The sequence below is a fragment of the Actinomadura parmotrematis genome (genome assembly GCF_019458805.1).
Lineage (GTDB): Bacteria > Actinomycetota > Actinomycetes > Streptosporangiales > Streptosporangiaceae > Spirillospora > Spirillospora parmotrematis.
The window spans coordinates 239,122-255,052 of sequence record NZ_JAIBOA010000004.1; the positions used below are offsets into that span (position 1 = coordinate 239,122).

The 15,931-nt window shown below is 76.8% G+C and carries 15 protein-coding genes; 12 read left to right on the forward strand and 3 right to left on the reverse strand.

Annotated features, from left to right (window positions below; all coding sequences use genetic code 11):
* Nucleotides 1-50: 50 nt before the first annotated feature.
* The 8 genes from pobA (at nucleotide 51) to mgtA (ending at nucleotide 8,197) form a co-directional block, all read left to right on the forward strand.
* Complete coding sequence (gene pobA, locus K1Y72_RS08520) at nucleotides 51-1,220, forward strand: 4-hydroxybenzoate 3-monooxygenase (protein WP_220164906.1); 1,170 nt, start codon at nucleotides 51-53, stop codon at nucleotides 1,218-1,220.
* Nucleotides 1,217-1,903 (forward strand): protocatechuate 3,4-dioxygenase subunit beta, encoded by a 687-nt coding sequence (gene pcaH / locus K1Y72_RS08525; RefSeq protein WP_220164908.1) that lies wholly within the window; start codon nucleotides 1,217-1,219, stop codon nucleotides 1,901-1,903. Before pobA ends, pcaH begins: the two co-directional genes overlap by 4 nt.
* The gene (locus tag K1Y72_RS08530; RefSeq protein ID WP_220164910.1) at nucleotides 1,900-2,400 is read left to right on the forward strand and encodes a peptidase associated/transthyretin-like domain-containing protein; all 501 of its coding nucleotides are present in this window, start codon (nucleotides 1,900-1,902) and stop codon (nucleotides 2,398-2,400) included. The genes pcaH and K1Y72_RS08530 overlap by 4 nt, the downstream gene beginning before the upstream one ends.
* Entirely contained in the window at nucleotides 2,400-3,539 is a 1,140-nt protein-coding gene (pcaB, locus tag K1Y72_RS08535) for a 3-carboxy-cis,cis-muconate cycloisomerase (RefSeq protein ID WP_220164911.1), read from the forward strand. The genes K1Y72_RS08530 and pcaB overlap by 1 nt, the downstream gene beginning before the upstream one ends.
* Entirely contained in the window at nucleotides 3,536-4,651 is a 1,116-nt protein-coding gene (gene pcaDC, locus K1Y72_RS08540) for a bifunctional 3-oxoadipate enol-lactonase/4-carboxymuconolactone decarboxylase PcaDC (RefSeq protein ID WP_220164912.1), read from the forward strand. Before pcaB ends, pcaDC begins: the two co-directional genes overlap by 4 nt.
* 98 nt (nucleotides 4,652-4,749) lie before the next feature.
* Nucleotides 4,750-5,028, forward strand: a complete 279-nt coding sequence (locus K1Y72_RS08545; RefSeq protein ID WP_220164913.1) for a hypothetical protein — start codon at nucleotides 4,750-4,752, stop codon at nucleotides 5,026-5,028.
* A gap of 234 nt (nucleotides 5,029-5,262) precedes the next feature.
* Nucleotides 5,263-5,637: an ArsR/SmtB family transcription factor gene (locus K1Y72_RS08550; RefSeq protein WP_258572110.1), complete on the forward strand. Its 375-nt coding sequence runs from the start codon at nucleotides 5,263-5,265 to the stop codon at nucleotides 5,635-5,637.
* Nucleotides 5,621-8,197, forward strand: a complete 2,577-nt coding sequence (gene mgtA / locus K1Y72_RS08555) for a magnesium-translocating P-type ATPase (RefSeq protein WP_220164914.1) — start codon at nucleotides 5,621-5,623, stop codon at nucleotides 8,195-8,197. The genes K1Y72_RS08550 and mgtA overlap by 17 nt, the downstream gene beginning before the upstream one ends.
* A 3-nt stretch (nucleotides 8,198-8,200) precedes the next feature.
* Here the strand turns inward: mgtA and K1Y72_RS08560 are convergent, their stop codons facing one another.
* Complete coding sequence (locus K1Y72_RS08560) at nucleotides 8,201-8,890, reverse strand: DUF2510 domain-containing protein (RefSeq protein ID WP_220164915.1); 690 nt, start codon at nucleotides 8,888-8,890, stop codon at nucleotides 8,201-8,203.
* 177 nt (nucleotides 8,891-9,067) lie between these two features.
* On the opposite strand from K1Y72_RS08560, the gene K1Y72_RS08565 reads away from it, so the two are divergent.
* Nucleotides 9,068-9,850, forward strand: a complete 783-nt coding sequence (locus K1Y72_RS08565) for a hypothetical protein (RefSeq protein WP_220164916.1) — start codon at nucleotides 9,068-9,070, stop codon at nucleotides 9,848-9,850.
* 28 nt (nucleotides 9,851-9,878) lie between these two features.
* Here K1Y72_RS08565 and K1Y72_RS08570 read toward each other — a convergent pair whose 3' ends face one another.
* On the reverse strand, nucleotides 9,879-10,409 hold the full coding sequence (locus K1Y72_RS08570; RefSeq protein ID WP_220164917.1) for a CBS domain-containing protein: 531 nt from the start codon (nucleotides 10,407-10,409) through the stop codon (nucleotides 9,879-9,881).
* Nucleotides 10,410-10,632: 223 nt separating this feature from the next.
* Here K1Y72_RS08570 and K1Y72_RS08575 point away from each other — a divergent pair, with 223 nt between their 5' ends.
* From K1Y72_RS08575 to K1Y72_RS08585, 3 genes are all read left to right on the forward strand, one after another.
* Entirely contained in the window at nucleotides 10,633-11,628 is a 996-nt protein-coding gene (locus tag K1Y72_RS08575; protein WP_220164918.1) for an Acg family FMN-binding oxidoreductase, read from the forward strand.
* 124 nt (nucleotides 11,629-11,752) lie between these two features.
* Nucleotides 11,753-14,107, forward strand: a complete 2,355-nt coding sequence (locus K1Y72_RS08580; protein ID WP_220164920.1) for a phosphoketolase family protein — start codon at nucleotides 11,753-11,755, stop codon at nucleotides 14,105-14,107.
* Complete coding sequence (locus tag K1Y72_RS08585; RefSeq protein WP_220164923.1) at nucleotides 14,107-15,231, forward strand: acetate/propionate family kinase; 1,125 nt, start codon at nucleotides 14,107-14,109, stop codon at nucleotides 15,229-15,231. The genes K1Y72_RS08580 and K1Y72_RS08585 overlap by 1 nt, the downstream gene beginning before the upstream one ends.
* Here K1Y72_RS08585 and K1Y72_RS08590 read toward each other — a convergent pair.
* Nucleotides 15,203-15,871, reverse strand: a complete 669-nt coding sequence (locus tag K1Y72_RS08590) for a response regulator transcription factor (RefSeq protein ID WP_220164924.1) — start codon at nucleotides 15,869-15,871, stop codon at nucleotides 15,203-15,205. The genes K1Y72_RS08585 and K1Y72_RS08590 overlap by 29 nt on opposite strands.
* Nucleotides 15,872-15,931 lie beyond the last annotated feature (60 nt).

A 15,931-nucleotide genomic window follows, 5' to 3' on the forward strand; every position in this document is an offset into this window, starting at 1 on the left:
AGTGGAAGGCAAGTCTAGGCCGCGTTCCGGTCCGCCGGGATGCTGGCGGTATGAGAACACAGGTCGCCATCATCGGCGCGGGACCTGCGGGGCTGCTGCTGTCGCACCTGCTGGCCGAGCGGGGCGTCGCGTCGGTCGTCGTGGAGGTCCGCAGCCGCGCGTACGTGGAGAAGCGGGTGCGGGCGGGCGTCCTGGAGCAGGGCACGGTGGACACCCTCGTCGCCGCCGGCGTCGGCGAGCGGCTGATCCGCGAGGGCCTGCCGCACCGCGGCATCGAGCTGCGCTACGGCGGCGCCGGGCACCGCATCGCCTTCGAGGACCTGGTCCCCGGCCGGGAGATCACCGTCTACGGGCAGCAGGAGGTCGTCAAGGACCTCATCGCCGCCCGCCTCGCCGCCGGCGGCGACGTCCGCTTCGACGTCGGCGAGGTGACCGTCCACGGCGCCGACTCGGACGCGCCGCACCTCGTGGTGGACGGCGAGCGGATCGACTGCGACTTCATCGCGGGCTGCGACGGGTTCCACGGCGTGTCGCGGGCGTCCTTCCCGGACGGGATGATCACCGAGTACGAGCGGGTGTACCCCTTCTCCTGGCTCGGCGTGCTCGCCGAGGTCGCGCCCTCCGCCGACGAGCTGATCTACGCGCGGACCGGGCGGGGCTTCGCGCTGCACAGCATGCGTTCGCCGACCGTCAGCCGCTTCTACCTCCAGGTCCCCTCCGGCGACCGCGTCGAGGAGTGGCCGGACGAGCGCATCTGGGCCGAGCTGAAGGCCCGCCTGGAGACCGTCCCCGGCTTCACCCTCGCCACCGGCCCGGTGTTCGAGAAGAGCATCACCCCGCTGCGCGGCTACGTCGCCGAGCCGATGCGCCACGGCCGGCTGTTCCTCGCCGGCGACGCCGCGCACATCGTCCCGCCGACCGGCGCCAAGGGCCTGAACCTCGCCGTCGCCGACGTGCGGGTGCTGACGGCCGCGATCGCCGACTGGTACGCCACGGGCGCGACCGGGGGCCTGGACGCCTACTCCGCCACCTGCCTGGAGCGGGTCTGGCGGGCCCAGCACTTCTCCTGGTGGATGACCACGCTGCTGCACACCTTCGACGAGGACCCCTACGCGCAGCGCCTCCAGCTGTCCCACCTGGACTACGTCACCTCCTCGCGGGCCGCCGCGACGACGCTGGCCGAGAACTACGTCGGCCTTCCCTACGGAGACGAGGCATGAGCATCACCGAACCCGCCGCCCACCCCCTGTACCTGTCGCCCGACTACGCCAGCACCGTCCTCCGCGCCCCCTCGCGCGGGCTGCTGGAGTTCCCCGCCGACCCCGAGGCGATGGAGCTGACCGGCCCGGTCTTCGGCGAGGGCGAGGTGACGCCCGGCGACGCCGACCTCACCACCGGCCGCAACGGCGACCCGATCGGCGAGCGCATCGTGGTGACCGGGCGCGTCCTGGACGCCGCCGGGCGGCCCGTCCGCAACACCCTGGTCGAGCTGTGGCAGGCCAACGCCGCCGGCCGCTACGACCACCCCGGCGACGTCCACCCGGCGCCGATCGACCCGAACTTCTCCGGCGCCGGCCGCGCCCTCACCGACGACGCCGGCGAGTACCGGTTCGTCACGATCAAGCCCGGCCCCTACCCCTGGCGCAACCACCACAACGCCTGGCGGCCCGCCCACCTGCACTTCTCAGTGTTCGGGACGGCGTTCACCCAGCGCCTGGTCACCCAGATGTACTTCCCGGGCGACCCGCTGTTCCCGTTCGACCCGATCATGCAGTCGGTGCGCGACGAGGCCGCCCGCGCGCGGATGGTCTCGGCGTTCGACTGGGACACGACCGTGCCCGAGTGGGCGCTCGGCTTCCGGTTCGACATCGTGCTCGGCCGCACCCCCGTGGAGGACGCGTGAGCGCGCTGCCGCCGACCCCCTCGCAGACCGTCGGCCCCTACTACTCCCTCGGCCTGCCCTACGCCGGCGACTGGGAGGCCGTCCCCGAGGGCACGCCCGGCGCGGTGCGGATGACCGGCCGCGTCCTCGACGGCGCGGGCGCCCCCGTGCCCGACGCGGTCGTGGAGATATGGACGGGCCGCCCCGGCGGCGTCCGCGCCCGCGGCCCCGAGGGGTCGGGCTTCGCGCGGTGCAGCACGGCGCCCGCGGGCGCCTACCGGCTGCGGTTCGTCCCGCCCGCCGGGCCGTACGTGCCGGTGCTGGTGTTCGCGCGCGGCCTGCTGAAGCCCGTCGCGACCCGCGCCTACCTGGCCGACGACCCGTTCCTGGCCGCGATCCCCGACGGGCGGGGCGCCACCCTGCGCGCCACCTGGACCGGCGATGCCACCCTGGAGTTCGACGTGCGGCTCCAGGGGGAGGGGGAGACGGTGTTCTTCGACTACGGGACGGGAGGCTGATGGCCCCCGCACACAGCAGCGCGGACGGCTCCGGGCTGCTCGCGCCCGTCTGGGCGGGCACCCGGGCCGCCGTAGTAACGGGCGACGCCGCCTGGGTACGGGCGATGCTGGACGCCGAGGCGGCGCTCGCGCGCGCGCAGGCGCGGTTCGGAACGGTCCCGGACGAGGCCGCGCGCGCTATCGGCGCGGCGGCCGCCGCCATCGCGCCCGACCCGGTCGTCTTGGCGGAGGAGGCCCGCGACACCTCCAACCCGGTGCTGCCGCTGGTGCGGGCGCTCAAGGACGCCGTCCGCGCGGTCGCGCCGGACGCCGCGCAGCACGTCCACCAGGGCGCCACCAGCCAGGACGTCCTGGACACCGCGGCGATGCTCGTCGCCCGCGACGCCCGCGCGCTGATCCTGGACGACCTCGCCGCCGTCGCGTCCCGCCTCGCGGACCTCGCGCGCGAGCACCGCGACACCGTCATGACGGCCCGCACCCTCGGCCAGCGGGCGGTGCCGACGACGTTCGGGCTGAAGGCGGCGACGTGGCTGACCGGCGTCCGCCGCGCCGCCCGGCGCCTCGCCGACGCCGAGCTGCCCGCGCAGCTCGGCGGCGCGGCCGGGACGCTCGCCGCGCTCGGACCGCCTGAGCTGGCCGCGCTGTTCGCCGGGGAGGCCGGCCTGGACCGGCCGCTCGTCCCCTGGCACGCCGAGCGGACCCCGGTCGCCGGGCTCGGCGGCGCGCTCGCCGGCGTCACCGGCGCCCTCGGCAAGATCGCCACCGATGTGGTGCTGCTCGCCCAGACCGAGGTCGGCGAGGTGGCCGAGGCGTCCGGCGGCGCGTCCTCGGCGATGCCGCACAAGCGCAACCCGGCGCGCGCGATCCTGGTCCGCGCCGCCGCCCTCCAGGCGCCCGCGCTCGCCTCGGTGCTGCTCGCCGCGCCGCTCGGCGAGCTCGAGCGTGCCACCGGCGCCTGGCAGGCCGAGTGGGCCGTGCTGCGCGACTGCCTGCGCCTCGCCGGCGGCGCCGCCGCCACCGGCCGCGAACTGCTGGCCGGCCTCGCCGTGGACGCCGCCCGGATGCGCGAGCACGCCGCGTCCGGCGACGTCGGCGCGGCCGGCGCCCTGATCGACGACGTCCTTGCGGAGGACCTGTGAAGCTGCACTCCCGGATCGACGGCCCGGCGGGCGCGCCGCTGCTCGTCCTCGGCCCGTCCCTCGGCACGTCCCTGGACCTGTGGGAGCCGCAGTTCCCCGCGCTCACCGCCGCGCACCGGGTGCTCCGCTACGACCTGCCCGGCCACGGCGGCTCCCCGGCCGCCGAGGGCTTCGGCATCGGCGACCTGGCGGACGCCGTCGTCGCCCTAGCCGACGAGGCGCTCGGCGGGACCGGGACGTTCGCGGTCGGCGGGGTGTCGCTCGGCGGCGCCGTCGCGACCGCCGTCGCCGCCCGCCATCCCGGGCGCGTCACCCACCTGCTGCTCTGCTGCACCTCGGCCAAGTTCGGCGACCCGGCCAACTGGCGCGAGCGGGCCGCCCTCGTGCGCGCGCGGGGGACGGCGGCGCTCGCCGACACCGTCCCGGCCCGCTGGTTCACTCCCGCCTACGACCCGGCGCCGTTCGCGCGCGGCCTCGCCGCCGTGGACGACGGGTCCTACGCCGCCTGCTGCGACCTGCTCGGCGGCCTGGACCTGACCGGCGAGCTCGCCGCCATCACCGCGCCCGCCCTCGTCGTCGCGGGCGCTGAGGACAAGGCGACGCCGCTGGACCAGGCCGTCGCGCTGGCGGGGGGCATCGCGGGCGCCGTCCTCCAGGTCGTCCCGCACGCCGCGCACCTGGCGAACGTGGAACGCGCGGACGCCGTCACCGCCGCGCTCGCCGCGCACTTGACGGGTCGGGGTTCCGCCGCGCCGGGCGAGCGGGCCCGCCGCGCCGTCCTCGGCGACGCCCACGTGGACCGCGCGCAGGCCGCCACCAGCGCCTTCACCGCCGACTTCCAGGACTTCATCACCCGCTACGCCTGGGACGGCATCTGGAACCGGCCCGGCCTGGACCGCCGGACCCGCAGCTGCGTCACGCTGACCGCGCTCGTCGCGGGCGGGCACCTGGAGGAGCTGGCGATGCACGTGCGCGGCGCGCTGCGCAACGGCCTCACCCCGGCGGAGATCAAGGAGGTGCTGCTGCAGACGGCCGTCTACTGCGGCGTCCCGGCCGCCAACAGCGCCTTCCGCATCGCCGACCGCGTGCTCGCCGAGGGCGGGGCGGGCTGAGCCCGGCCCGCCCGAACACTTGCGCGAGCGCGCAATGGACGCGACCCTGGTGGCGGGGATCTGTCCGGACGGGGCGAGGCGGGGCGGCGGACGACGGCGTGAAGCACGGCGAGGAGCGGGGACTGCTGCGGGCCGCCGCGGCGCTGGCCCGCGTGCGGGAACTGTACGGGGGCGCGCTCACCGCGCCCGACGAGGACGCCGAGCGGCGCCTGTACGCCGACCTCGCCGTCGCCGCGCAGCGCCTGTCGGACGAGGCGCAGGCCCTCGCGGGCGAGCACGCCCGCGACCGGCGCCCCCGCACGCGCACCCGCCTCCGCCGCCGCATCGCCGGCGCCGAGCGGACCGCCGACCGCATCATCCACCGCACCCGCGGCTGACCCCGCCCGCCCCCAGGCCAATGACCACCCGGTCGCCTGTCGTTGACTTGCGGCGTGTTGCCTCTTTGGAACGATCCAGGAGGGCAACACGCCGCAAGTCAACGGTGAGTGACCGGGGGGTCATGGGCGGGGGAGGGGGGCCGGGGCCGCGTTCGGGATCTTCGGGCGGGGCAGGGGGCGTGGAAGACTGGGTCGCGACGCGTTTCAGCCTGCGGGAAACGGAGCCCCCACGCGATGACGACCGGCGATGAAGAGCAGGCGCGGGCCGAGGTCGAGCTGTCCCCGGCGCTGCTGCAGGAGGCGGCCGGGCGGTTCGGGATGCTCGCCGCCACCACCCGCCTGCACATCGTGTGGGTGCTGGCCTACGGGGAGCAGGACGTCGGCACGCTCGCCGAGCGGGTCGGCGGGACCGTCGCGGCGGTCAGCCAGCACCTGGCCAAGCTGAAGCTCGCCGGCCTCGTGCGGGCGCGCCGACAGGGACGCCACCAGTTCTACGCCGTCGCCGACCCGCACCTCGCCGCGATGGTCCGCCAGACCGTCGCGCACCTGCGCGGCGACGACGAGGCGCAGGCCGGGGACGGCGGTCGCGTCCGTGGTCTCGGCGCCTGAGGGGATCGCCGGCGACCTCGCCGAGCACGCGGCGCAGCCGCCGCTCGCGCTCCTGCGCCGCTGGGAGACCTCGCCGCGCGGCCTGGACGAGGCGGAGGCCGAGCGGCGGCAGCTCGCCGAGGCGCCGCCCCCGGCGCGCCGCAGGCGGCGCCTGTCCGGAACCGCCGCCGCGCCGTTCGTGCTGGTCCTGGCCGCGCTCGGCGCGGTGTCGGCGCTCGTCGGCGATCTGCGCGGTGCGGCGCTGATCGGGCTGCTCGCCGTTATCAGCGGAGCACTGCGGTTCGGTCAGGAGCGCCGGACGGGCCGCGCCGCCGCCGAGCTGCGCGCGCTTGCCGGCGGTACCGCGACCGTCCTGCGCCGGGCGGCGGCGGGCGGCCCCTCGACGCCGCGCGAGGTCCCCGCCGAGCAGGTCGTGCGCGGCGACCTCGTCGTCCTGCACCCCGGCGACGTCGTCCCCGCCGACCTGCGGCTGCTGGCGTCGGCCGACCTCACCGTCGACCAGGCCGTCCTCACCGGCGAGTCGCACCCGGCGGGCAAGCACGCCGCCTGGACCGACCCGTCCGGCGACCGCGACGCCCCCGCCGACCCCTTCGACGACCCGCGCCTCTGCTTCGCCGGCACCACCGTCGCGGGCGGCACCGGCACCGCCGTCGCCCTCGCGACCGGCGCCGCCACCTACGTCGGCGCGGCCGGCCGCGCCCTGCCCGGCGCCGCGCCCGCCACCACCTTCGACCGGGGCGTGCGGTCCCTGTCGTGGGCGCTCGCCGCCGTCATGCTCGCCGCGGCGCCCGCCGCGCTCGCCGTCACCGGCGGCCTGGACGGCGCCCCGGGCGGCTGGCCGGGCGCCCTCGCCCGCGCCCTGCCGCTCGCCGTCGCGGTCGCGGTCGCCGCGACGCCGGAGATGCTGCCGCTCGTCGTCACCGCCCTGCTGGTGCGCGGCTCGGCGGGCCTCGCCCGCCGCCAGGTGATCGTCCGGCGGCTGCCCGCCGTGCACAACCTCGGCGCCATGGACACCCTCTGCCTGGACAAGACCGGCACGCTCACCGCCGAGCGGCTCTCCCTGGACTGCCACCTGGACGCGCGCGGCCGCCCGTCCGCCGAGGTGCTGCGCCTCGCCCGGCTGAACGCGCACTGGTCGGTCGAGCTGTCGGGGCGCCTGGTCGGCGACGCCATCGACGGCGCGCTGCTGGAGGGCGCGGACGGCGATCCCACCGGTCCCGAGGGCACCGCCGCGCTGCCGTTCGACTACGCCCGCCGCCGCGCCACCGTCGTGCTCGGCGGCCGCCTGCTCGTCACCAAGGGCGCCGTCGAGGACGTCCTCGCGCGCTGCGCCCTGGACGCCGCCGAGCGCGCCCGGCTGACGGCGCTCGCCGACCGGTGGGCCGCGGGCGGCGTCCGGCTGCTCGCCGTCGCCACCGCCGAGCGGCGCCTCGCCCGCGCCCTGTCCGCCGCGGACGAGCGCGACCTGCGGTTCGCCGGGTTCGTCGGGTTCCGCGACCGGCTCGTGCCCGTCGCCGCGCCCGCCCTCGCCGACCTGGCGCGCCTCGGCGTGCGGCCGGTGATGGTGACCGGCGACCACCCCCTGGTCGCCCGCCGCATCTGCCGCGACGCCGGGCTGCCCGCCGCCCGCGTCGTGCACGGCGGCGAGCTCGCCGCGCTGGACGACGCGCGGATCGCCGCGCTCGCCGCCGGCGGCGCCGCGTTCGCGCGCGTCGGGCCGGCCGGCAAGGCGCGGATCGTGCGGGCGCTCCGCGCGTCCGGCCGCACCGTCGGCTACCTCGGCGACGGCGTCAACGACGTCCCCGCGCTCCGCGCCGCCGACGTCGGGATCTCGGTCACCGGCGCCGCCGGACCGGCCCGCGAGGCCGCCGGCGTCGTCCTCGCCCACCGCGACCTGCGGGTCCTCGCCGAGGCGGTCCGGACGGGGCGGCGCACCTTCGCCGGCACCGTCCGCTACCTGAAGATCGCGCTGACGTCCAACGTCGGCAATGTCGCGTCCATGCTGGCCGCCGCAGCGCTGCTGCCGTTCCTGCCGATGCTGCCGCTCCAGGTGCTCGTGCAGAACATGTGCTTCGACGTCGCGCAGCTCGCCCTCGTGCGCGACCGCGTGGACGAGGGGGACCTCGCCGCCCCCCGCACCTTCGACCGCCGCGACCTCGCCCGTTTCGTCGCCTGCTTCGGCCCGATCGGCGCGGTGTTCGACCTCGCGGCGTTCGGGCTGTTCTGGCTCGTGCTGCACGTGCACGGCGACGTCGCCGGGCAGGCGCTGTTCCATACGGGCTGGTTCGCGGAGAACCTGCTCGCCATGGGCGTCGCGCTGCTCCTCCTGCGCGGGCGCGGACGGGGCGCGCCGCGCCCGCCGTGGCCCGTCGTGGCTGCCGCCGCCGCGCTCGCCCTCACCGGGCTGCTCGTCCCGTTCTCGCCGCTCGCCGGGCTGCTCGGGCTGCGGGCGCTGCCGCTCGCCGCGCTGCCGCTGCTGGCGGCGGCGCTCGCCGGCTACGTCCTCGCCACGCTCGCCGCACGGCGCCTGTACCAGCGGGCGTTCGGCCGCTGGCTCTGAGAGTCAGCGCCGGTAGCGGTCGAGGACCGGTGGGATGAGCACCGTGTTCGGGTTGTGCAGCGGCACCTTCAGGACCGGCTTGCGCACGTCCTTCTTGTAGACCCAGACGAAGCCGTTCTCCACCGACGTTCCGGCCACCTCGTCCCACGCCAGGCCGACGCCGCCGCCCTGCACGCCCGCCGCGCCGACCCGCACCCCCGCGCCGAGCTCCGCCGTGCCGCCCGCGTCGACGCGCGCGGCCGTCTCGGCGAGGAGCCGCGGCTCGACGACGCGCCGCGACAGGTCGACGAGCCGCTCGTACACCTGCGTCTCGTGCGAGGTGAACCCCTTGGCGAACGCCAGCGCCACCAGCGGCGCCTTCATGAGCGGGTAGCGGCCGACCTCGAAGTGGTAGTCGGTCTGCACGGTGCTGGACCAGCTGAGCGGCCCGACCCGCTTGTGCTCGGTGACCCAGTAGCGCACCCACTCGACCTGGGCCAGCTCGATCGACCGGCCCTCGCAGGCCACCGTCGCCTCGTCGGCGTAGGTCGGCCTGCCCTGGATCCGCTCGTCCACCACGACGGCGCCGCGCTGCTGCCGCGGGGGCGACTGCTGCTGCGGCCTGGCCTGCGTGTGCCCGGTCCAGGCGGAACCGTCCCACCAGCGCAGCTCCCCGCCGCCGTGCGGGTCGTCGTACCAGCCGGGCTGGGTCATGGGAGCTCCCTCTCGCGATCCGACAGCCGGTCAAACCTAGCGAAAGGCGGATGGTGCGGGCGGAGGGGGTGAAGATCGCCGAGGGGCAGGATCACCTGTCCATCGGGACAGTAGTGACGCAGGGTGATGGAAGATATCCATGGAGTAACGCTGTGGTGGACGCCGAGGAGGAGCACCGTGAGGACCCAGTTGATCACCGCCCTGGCGGCGGCCGCCACGGCGGCCGCGACGACCGCCGCCGCGCCCGCCGCGGAGGCGTCCCCGGCGGACGCCTCCGCGGTGACCTGCGGGCAGGACGCGCCGCAGATCATCGCCCTGGACGGCGGCGCGCCGGCCGCGCCATCCGCGCCGGCCGCGCCGGCCGCGCCGGCCGCGTCGGCCGGGCAGGCCGGCGGCGAGCATGTCAGCCTGCTCGTCCAGTGCGGCGGCGGCACCGTCAAGATCATCAGCGGTGGCGCCGCGCCGCCGCCCACCGGATCCACGCCCCCGGGGCCCGCGTCCAAGGAGGCCCCGGCCGCGCCCGGCAGGGCCGCCCCGAGCCCGCCCGCCGCGCCCGCCGGGAGCACCGCGTCCGCGTGGGCCGAGTCCGCGTCGGCCGAGGGGGCGCACGCCGGGTCGGTGTCCGTCGGGCTGGGCGACGACGAGGACGACGAGGACGCCGCCGGCAAGAAGGGCGAGGCGACGGACGAGGAGTGCGAGGCGGGCCTGGAGAAGGAGAAGAAGATCACCTACGTCTCGTCCGGCGCGAAGGCCGGAACGGTGGAGTACGAGGTCACCACCGCCGGGGCGGGCGGCGCCTCCGTCCGGCACGTCCGCCGGAGTTGGACGGGGGACGCGTCCGCCGGCTCCGGCGCCGCCGGGAGCGCCCTGCGCGACGTGCTGCTCGCGGTGGCCGGCGGCGAGTGCGGTCGCGTGCAGATCCGGTTCGGGCCGGCGGGGAAGCTCCTGGCGATCGGCTGACGGCGGCCGGGACGCGGGCGGGCGCGGCTCAGTCGTCGGCGGCGCGCGCGGCGCCGGCGGCCCGGGCGGGGCGCTGCAGGGCGGGGAGCACGACGGTGTGCGGGGAGGTGCGGGAGGGGGCGCCCGCGAGCGCGCCGAGGAGGTCGCGGGCGGTGAGCAGGCCGACGATCCGCGCGTCCGGGCCGGTGACCACCACGTGGTCGCGGCCGGCGTCCAGCATCGCGCGCGCCGCCTGGCGCACGGTGCTCTCCTGCCGCACCGTGACGGACGGCGTCACGAGGTCGGTGACCGGGCGGTCGGCGGCGCGCAGCACCGGGCCGCCCTCGCAGCCGAGGGTGTGCAGGTCCAGCACCCCGACGCAGTGGCCCTGCCCGTCCACGACCGGCAGGTGCTCGACGCCCGCGAGCTCCATCAGCTCCCACGCGGTCGCGATCGACTCGCCCGCGTACAGCGTGAGCAGCGTCGGCGTCGCGAGGTCGGCGACCCGGCGGCGGGCCAGGGGCTCCGGGGGATCCGGAGGTGCGGGAGGTTCGAGCGGCTCGGACGGTTCGGGCGGCATCGCGGTACCTCTCGGCGTACGGTGCCGGTCCCTCGTCCGGCGCGGGCGGGGACGCGCCGGCGCACGCCGGGCCCGCCCCATGCCACCAGGGTCGCGCGGCGGCGGCCGCGGCGGCAGGGACCAACGTCCCGAAGACCGCACGGGACGCCTCCCCCCGGTCCCGGCCCGCCGGGACGTTCGCCCCTGACCCCGCGCGGGCGCCCGGTGGTGGGCTGGAACCGTGATGACCAGGGATGCGGCGGACGCCGTCCGGCGCGCCGTCGCGGCCGCCGTGCGGGCGCCGTCGGTGCACAACACCCAGCCGTGGTCGTTCGCGGTGCGCGGGGACACCGTCGTGCTGCGCGCGGACCCGGACCGGCGGCTCGGCGCCGCCGACCCCGCCGGCCGGGAGATGATGATCAGCTGCGGGGCGGCGCTGTACACGCTGCGCCTCGCGCTCCGCCGCGAGGGCCGCGCCGCGACCGTCCGCGCGCTGCCCGACCCGTCCCGGCCGAACCTCGTCGCCGAGGTGGACGCGCGGCCCGGCGGCGGTCCGGGCGCGGAGGAGCTCGCCCTGTACGAGCAGATCGAGCGCCGCCGCACGCACCGGGGCGGGTTCCGGCCGGGGCCGGGCGCGGTGCCGCTGCTGCCGGTGCTGCGCACCGCCGCCGAGGCCGAGGGCGCGCGGCTCGTGCAGATCCTGGAGGCGCGCGGCATCGGGATGCTCGCCGGCCTCACCCAGGCCGCCGACCACCTGGAGCGGCGCAGCTCCGCCCGCGCGGGCGAGGCGGCGCGCTGGGCGCCCTCGCCCGGCAGCGGGCGGCGGGACGGCGTCGCCGCGACCGCCTACCCCGCCGAGCCGGCCCGCACCGAGCCGCACTTCCCGGCCCGCGACTTCGCGCACGGCCGCGGCTGGGGCACCCCGCCGGACGCGTCCGGCGGCGGCGCGGAGCTCGGCACCGTCCTGCTCCTCACCACCCTGCGCGACGAGCCCGCCGACTGGCTGCGCGCCGGGCAGGCGCTCCAGCACGTCCTGCTCCGCGCCGCGGGCGACGGCCTCGCCGCCGCGATCCACACGCAGCCGCTGGAGGTGCCCGAGCTGCGCGGCTTCATCCGCGTCCACCTGTGCGCCGGCGCCCACCCGCAGATGCTGCTGCGGCTCGGCGCGGCGGACCCGGCGGCGGACGCCCCGCCGTCGCCGCGCCGCCCGGCCGCGGACGTGACGACCGAAGAGGACTGACCCCCGCCGCGAACGACCACGACCTGTCCGGACCGGACGCGTTCGGGGCGATTGTCGAGCCGCCCGCCGGGCAGAGGACCCCGCGCGGCGGACACCGGACCAGACCCACGGAAGGGCGCACCGCATGACCGAGACCCCCGACCTCGACGGCATCGACGCCTACTGGAGGGCCGCCAACTACCTGTCGGCCGGCCAGATCTACCTGCTGGCCAACCCGCTGCTCCGCGAGGAGCTGCGCCCCGAGCACATCAAGCCGCGGCTGCTCGGCCACTGGGGCACCTCGCCCGGCCTGAACTTCTGCTACGCGCACCTGAACCGGATCATCCGCGAGCGCGACCAGGACATGATCTACATCATGGGGCCCGGCCACGGCGGCCCGGCCGCCGTCGCCAACGCCTGGCTGGAGGGCACCTACAGCGAGGTGTACCCGCACGTGCGGCAGGACGAGGCGGGCCTGGCCCGGCTGTTCCGCCAGTTCTCCTTCCCCGGCGGCGTGCCGAGCCACGTCGCGCCCGAGACGCCCGGCTCCATCCACGAGGGCGGCGAGCTCGGCTACTCCCTCGCGCACGCCTACGGCGCCGCGTTCGACAACCCCGGCCTGGTCGTCGCGTGCATCGTCGGGGACGGCGAGGCCGAGACGGGGCCGCTCGCCACGAGCTGGCACGCCAACAAGTTCCTCGACCCGGCCGGCGACGGCGCGGTGCTGCCGATCCTGCACCTCAACGGCTACAAGATCGCCAACCCGGCGGTGCTGGCCCGCATCCCCGAGGAGGAGCTGCTCGCCCTCTTCGAGGGCTACGGCTACCGCCCGCACCTGGTGTCCGGCGACGACCCGGCCGCCATGCACGCCCTCATGGCCGCGACCCTGGACCGCGCCATGGACGAGATCGCCGAGATCCAGCGCGCCGCCCGCGCCGGGGACGCCGACGGCGGCGCCGCCCGCCCCCGCTGGCCGATGATCATCTTGCGGACGCCGAAGGGCTGGACCGGCCCCCGCGAGGTCGACGGCGTCCCGGTCGAGGGCACCTGGCGCGCCCACCAGGTCCCGCTGCCCGGCGTGCGCGACAACGCCGAGCACCTGGCGCAGCTCGCCGCCTGGCTGCGCTCCTACCGGCCCGAGGAGCTGTTCGCCGAGGACGGCTCCCCCGTCCCCGAGCTGCGCGCCCTCGCCCCGCGCGGGGAGCGCCGGATGAGCGCCAACCCGCACGCCAACGGCGGCCTGCTGCTGAAGGCGCTCGACCTGCCCGACTACCGCGGCTACGCGGTCGAGGTCGGCAAGCCCGGCACCACCTCCACCGAGCCGACCCGCGCGCTCGGCCGGTTCCTGCGCGACGTCGTCGCCCGCAACCCCGCCGACTTCCGGATCATGGGCCCGGACGAGACCGCGTCCAACCGCCTCGGCGACGTGTTCGACGTCACCGACCGCGTCTTCACCGGCGAGCGGTACGCCACCGACGAGCACCAGGCGCCGCGCGGCCGCGTCATGGAGGTGCTGAGCGAGCACCTCTGCCAGGGCTGGCTGGAGGGCTACCTGCTGACCGGCCGGCACGGCCTGCTGAACAGCTACGAGGCGTTCGTGCACATCGTGGACGCGATGTTCAACCAGCACGCCAAGTGGCTGAAGGTCACCCGGCACCTGCCCTGGCGGCGCCCGATCGCCTCGCTGAACTACCTGCTGTCCTCGCACGTGTGGCGCCAGGACCACAACGGCTTCACCCACCAGGACCCCGGCTTCCTCGACGTCGTGCTGAACAAGAAGTCCGAGATCACCCGCGTGTACCTGCCGCCGGACGCCAACACGCTGCTGTCGGTCGCCGACCACTGCCTCCGCTCGCGCGACTACGTCAACGTGATCGTCGCCGGGAAGCAGCCCGCCCTCGACTGGCTGCCGATGGCGGACGCCGAGCTGCACTGCGCGCGCGGCCTCGGCATCTGGGAGTGGGCGAGCACCGACGGCGGCACCGACCCCGACGTCGTGCTGGCCTGCGCCGGCGACATCCCGACGCTGGAGACCCTCGCCGCCGTCGACCTGCTCCGCACGGAGTTCCCCGACCTGCGCGTGCGCGTCGTCAACGTGGTGGACCTCATGCGGCTGCAGCCCGACCGCGAGCACCCGCACGGCCTGTCCGACCCCGAGTTCGACGCGATCTTCACCACCGACAAGCCGGTGATCTTCGCCTTCCACGGCTACCCGTACCTGATCCACCGGCTGGCCTACCGCCGCAACGGGCACGCCAACCTGCACGTCCGCGGCTACATCGAGGAGGGCACCACGACGACGCCGTTCGACATGGTCATGCTCAACGACCTCGACCGCTTCCACCTGGTCATGGACGTCATCGACCGCGTCCCCTCGCTCGGCGGGCGGGTCGCCAACGTCCGCCAGCGGATGGCCGACGAGCGCCTCCGCCTGCGCGCGTACACCCGCGAGCACGGCGAGGACGACCCGCAGGTCAGCGACTGGGTCTGGCCGTACTAATGGACGCCGCCGCGCGCGTACTGACCGTCAACCCCGGGTCCAGCAGCCTGAAGCTCGCGCTGCTGGACGCCGGCGGAACGGTCCTGCACACCCTGGACGCCCCGGCCGGCGACGGCGACCGCGAGGCCGACCGGCTCGCCGGCGCCATCGCGGGATGGCCGCGCCCCGGCGCCGTCGGGCTGCGGTTCGTGCACGGCGGCGCCGACCTCGTCCACCCGGTCGTGGTGGACGAGGCGGTCGCGCGCCGCCTGCAGGACCTCGCCGACCTCGCGCCGCTGCACCAGCCGCAGTCGCTCTACGCGCTCGCCGAGATCCGGCGCGCGCTGCCCGGCGTCCCGGTCGTCGCCTGCTTCGACACCGCCTTCCACGCCGGCCTGCCGCCCGCCGCGTCCACCTACGCGATACCCGCCGAGTGGCGCGAGCGGTTCGGGCTGCGCCGCTACGGGTTCCACGGGCTGTCGCACGCCCACGCGTCCCGGCGCGGCGCCGAGCTGCTCGGCCTGGACCCGGGGACGGCGCGCCTCGTCGTCTGCCATCTCGGGTCCGGCTCGTCGCTCGCCGCCGTCGAGGGCGGCCGGTCGGTGGACACCACGATGGGGTTCACGCCGCTGGACGGCCTCGTCATGGCGACGCGACCCGGCGCCCTGGACCCCGGCGTCCCGCTCTGGCTCGTCCGGCACGGCGTCCCGGCCGCGGAGGTCGAGGACGCCCTCGCGCACCGCTCGGGCCTCCGCGGTCTCGCCGGCACCGGCGACCTCCGCGAGGTCCGGGAGCGCGCCGAGGAGGGCGACGCGGCGGCGCTCGCCGCCCTGGACGTCTTCCACCACCGGCTGCGCGGCTGCGCGGCCGCCATGGCCGCCTCCCTCGGCGGCCCCGACGCGCTGGTGTTCACCGGCGGCATCGGCGAGCACGACCCGGCGACCCGCCGCCGCCTCGCCGCCGACCTCGCCCACCTCGGCGTCGCGCTCGACGAGGACGCCAACGCGGCGGCCCGCGGCGACGCCGACGTCGGCGCGCCCGGCGCCCGCGTGCGGGCCGCCGTCGTCACCGCCCGCGAGGACCTGGAGATCGCCGCCGGGACGCGCGCCGCGCTGGCTACCGGCCGCCCGGACGCTCCGCCTTGAGCTGCGCCATGAAGGCGGCGGCCTGCGTGCGGCGGCTCATGTGGAGCTTGGCGAAGACGCTGGACACGTAGTTCTTGACGGTCTTCTCCGCCAGGAACATGCGCTCGCCGATCTGCCGGTTGGTGAGCCCCTCGCCGATCAGCTCCAGGATCTGCCGCTCCTGGTCGGTGAGGACGGCGAGCGGGTCGGCGCGGCGCTGCCGCTCGCGCAGGCGCTCCAGCATGCGGGCGGTGCTGCGCGGGTCCAGCAGCGACTGCCCGGCGGCGACGGTGCGGACCGCGCCGACCAGGTCCGAGCCGTGGATCTGCTTGAGGACGTAGCCGGCGGCGCCCGCCATGACCGCCTCGTACAGGGCGTCCTCGTCGTCGAAGGAGGTCAGCATCAGGCAGGCGAGGCCGGGCCGGCCCGAGCGCAGCTCGCGGCAGACGGTGACGCCGTCGCCGTCGGGCAGCCGCACGTCGAGGACGGCCACGTCGGGCCGGAGGGCGGGGACGCGGGCGAGCGCCTCGGCGGCCGACCCGGCCTCGCCGACGATCTCGATGTCGTCCTCGGCCGACAGCAGCGCCGCGACGCCGCGCCGCACCACCTCGTGGTCGTCCATCAGGAAGACCCGGATCGGGCCGGCCTCCCGCTCGCTCATCCCGCCTCCTTACCGCACGGGCGGCGATCCCGCCCGCGCGCATCGACGTTAGTCCGGATC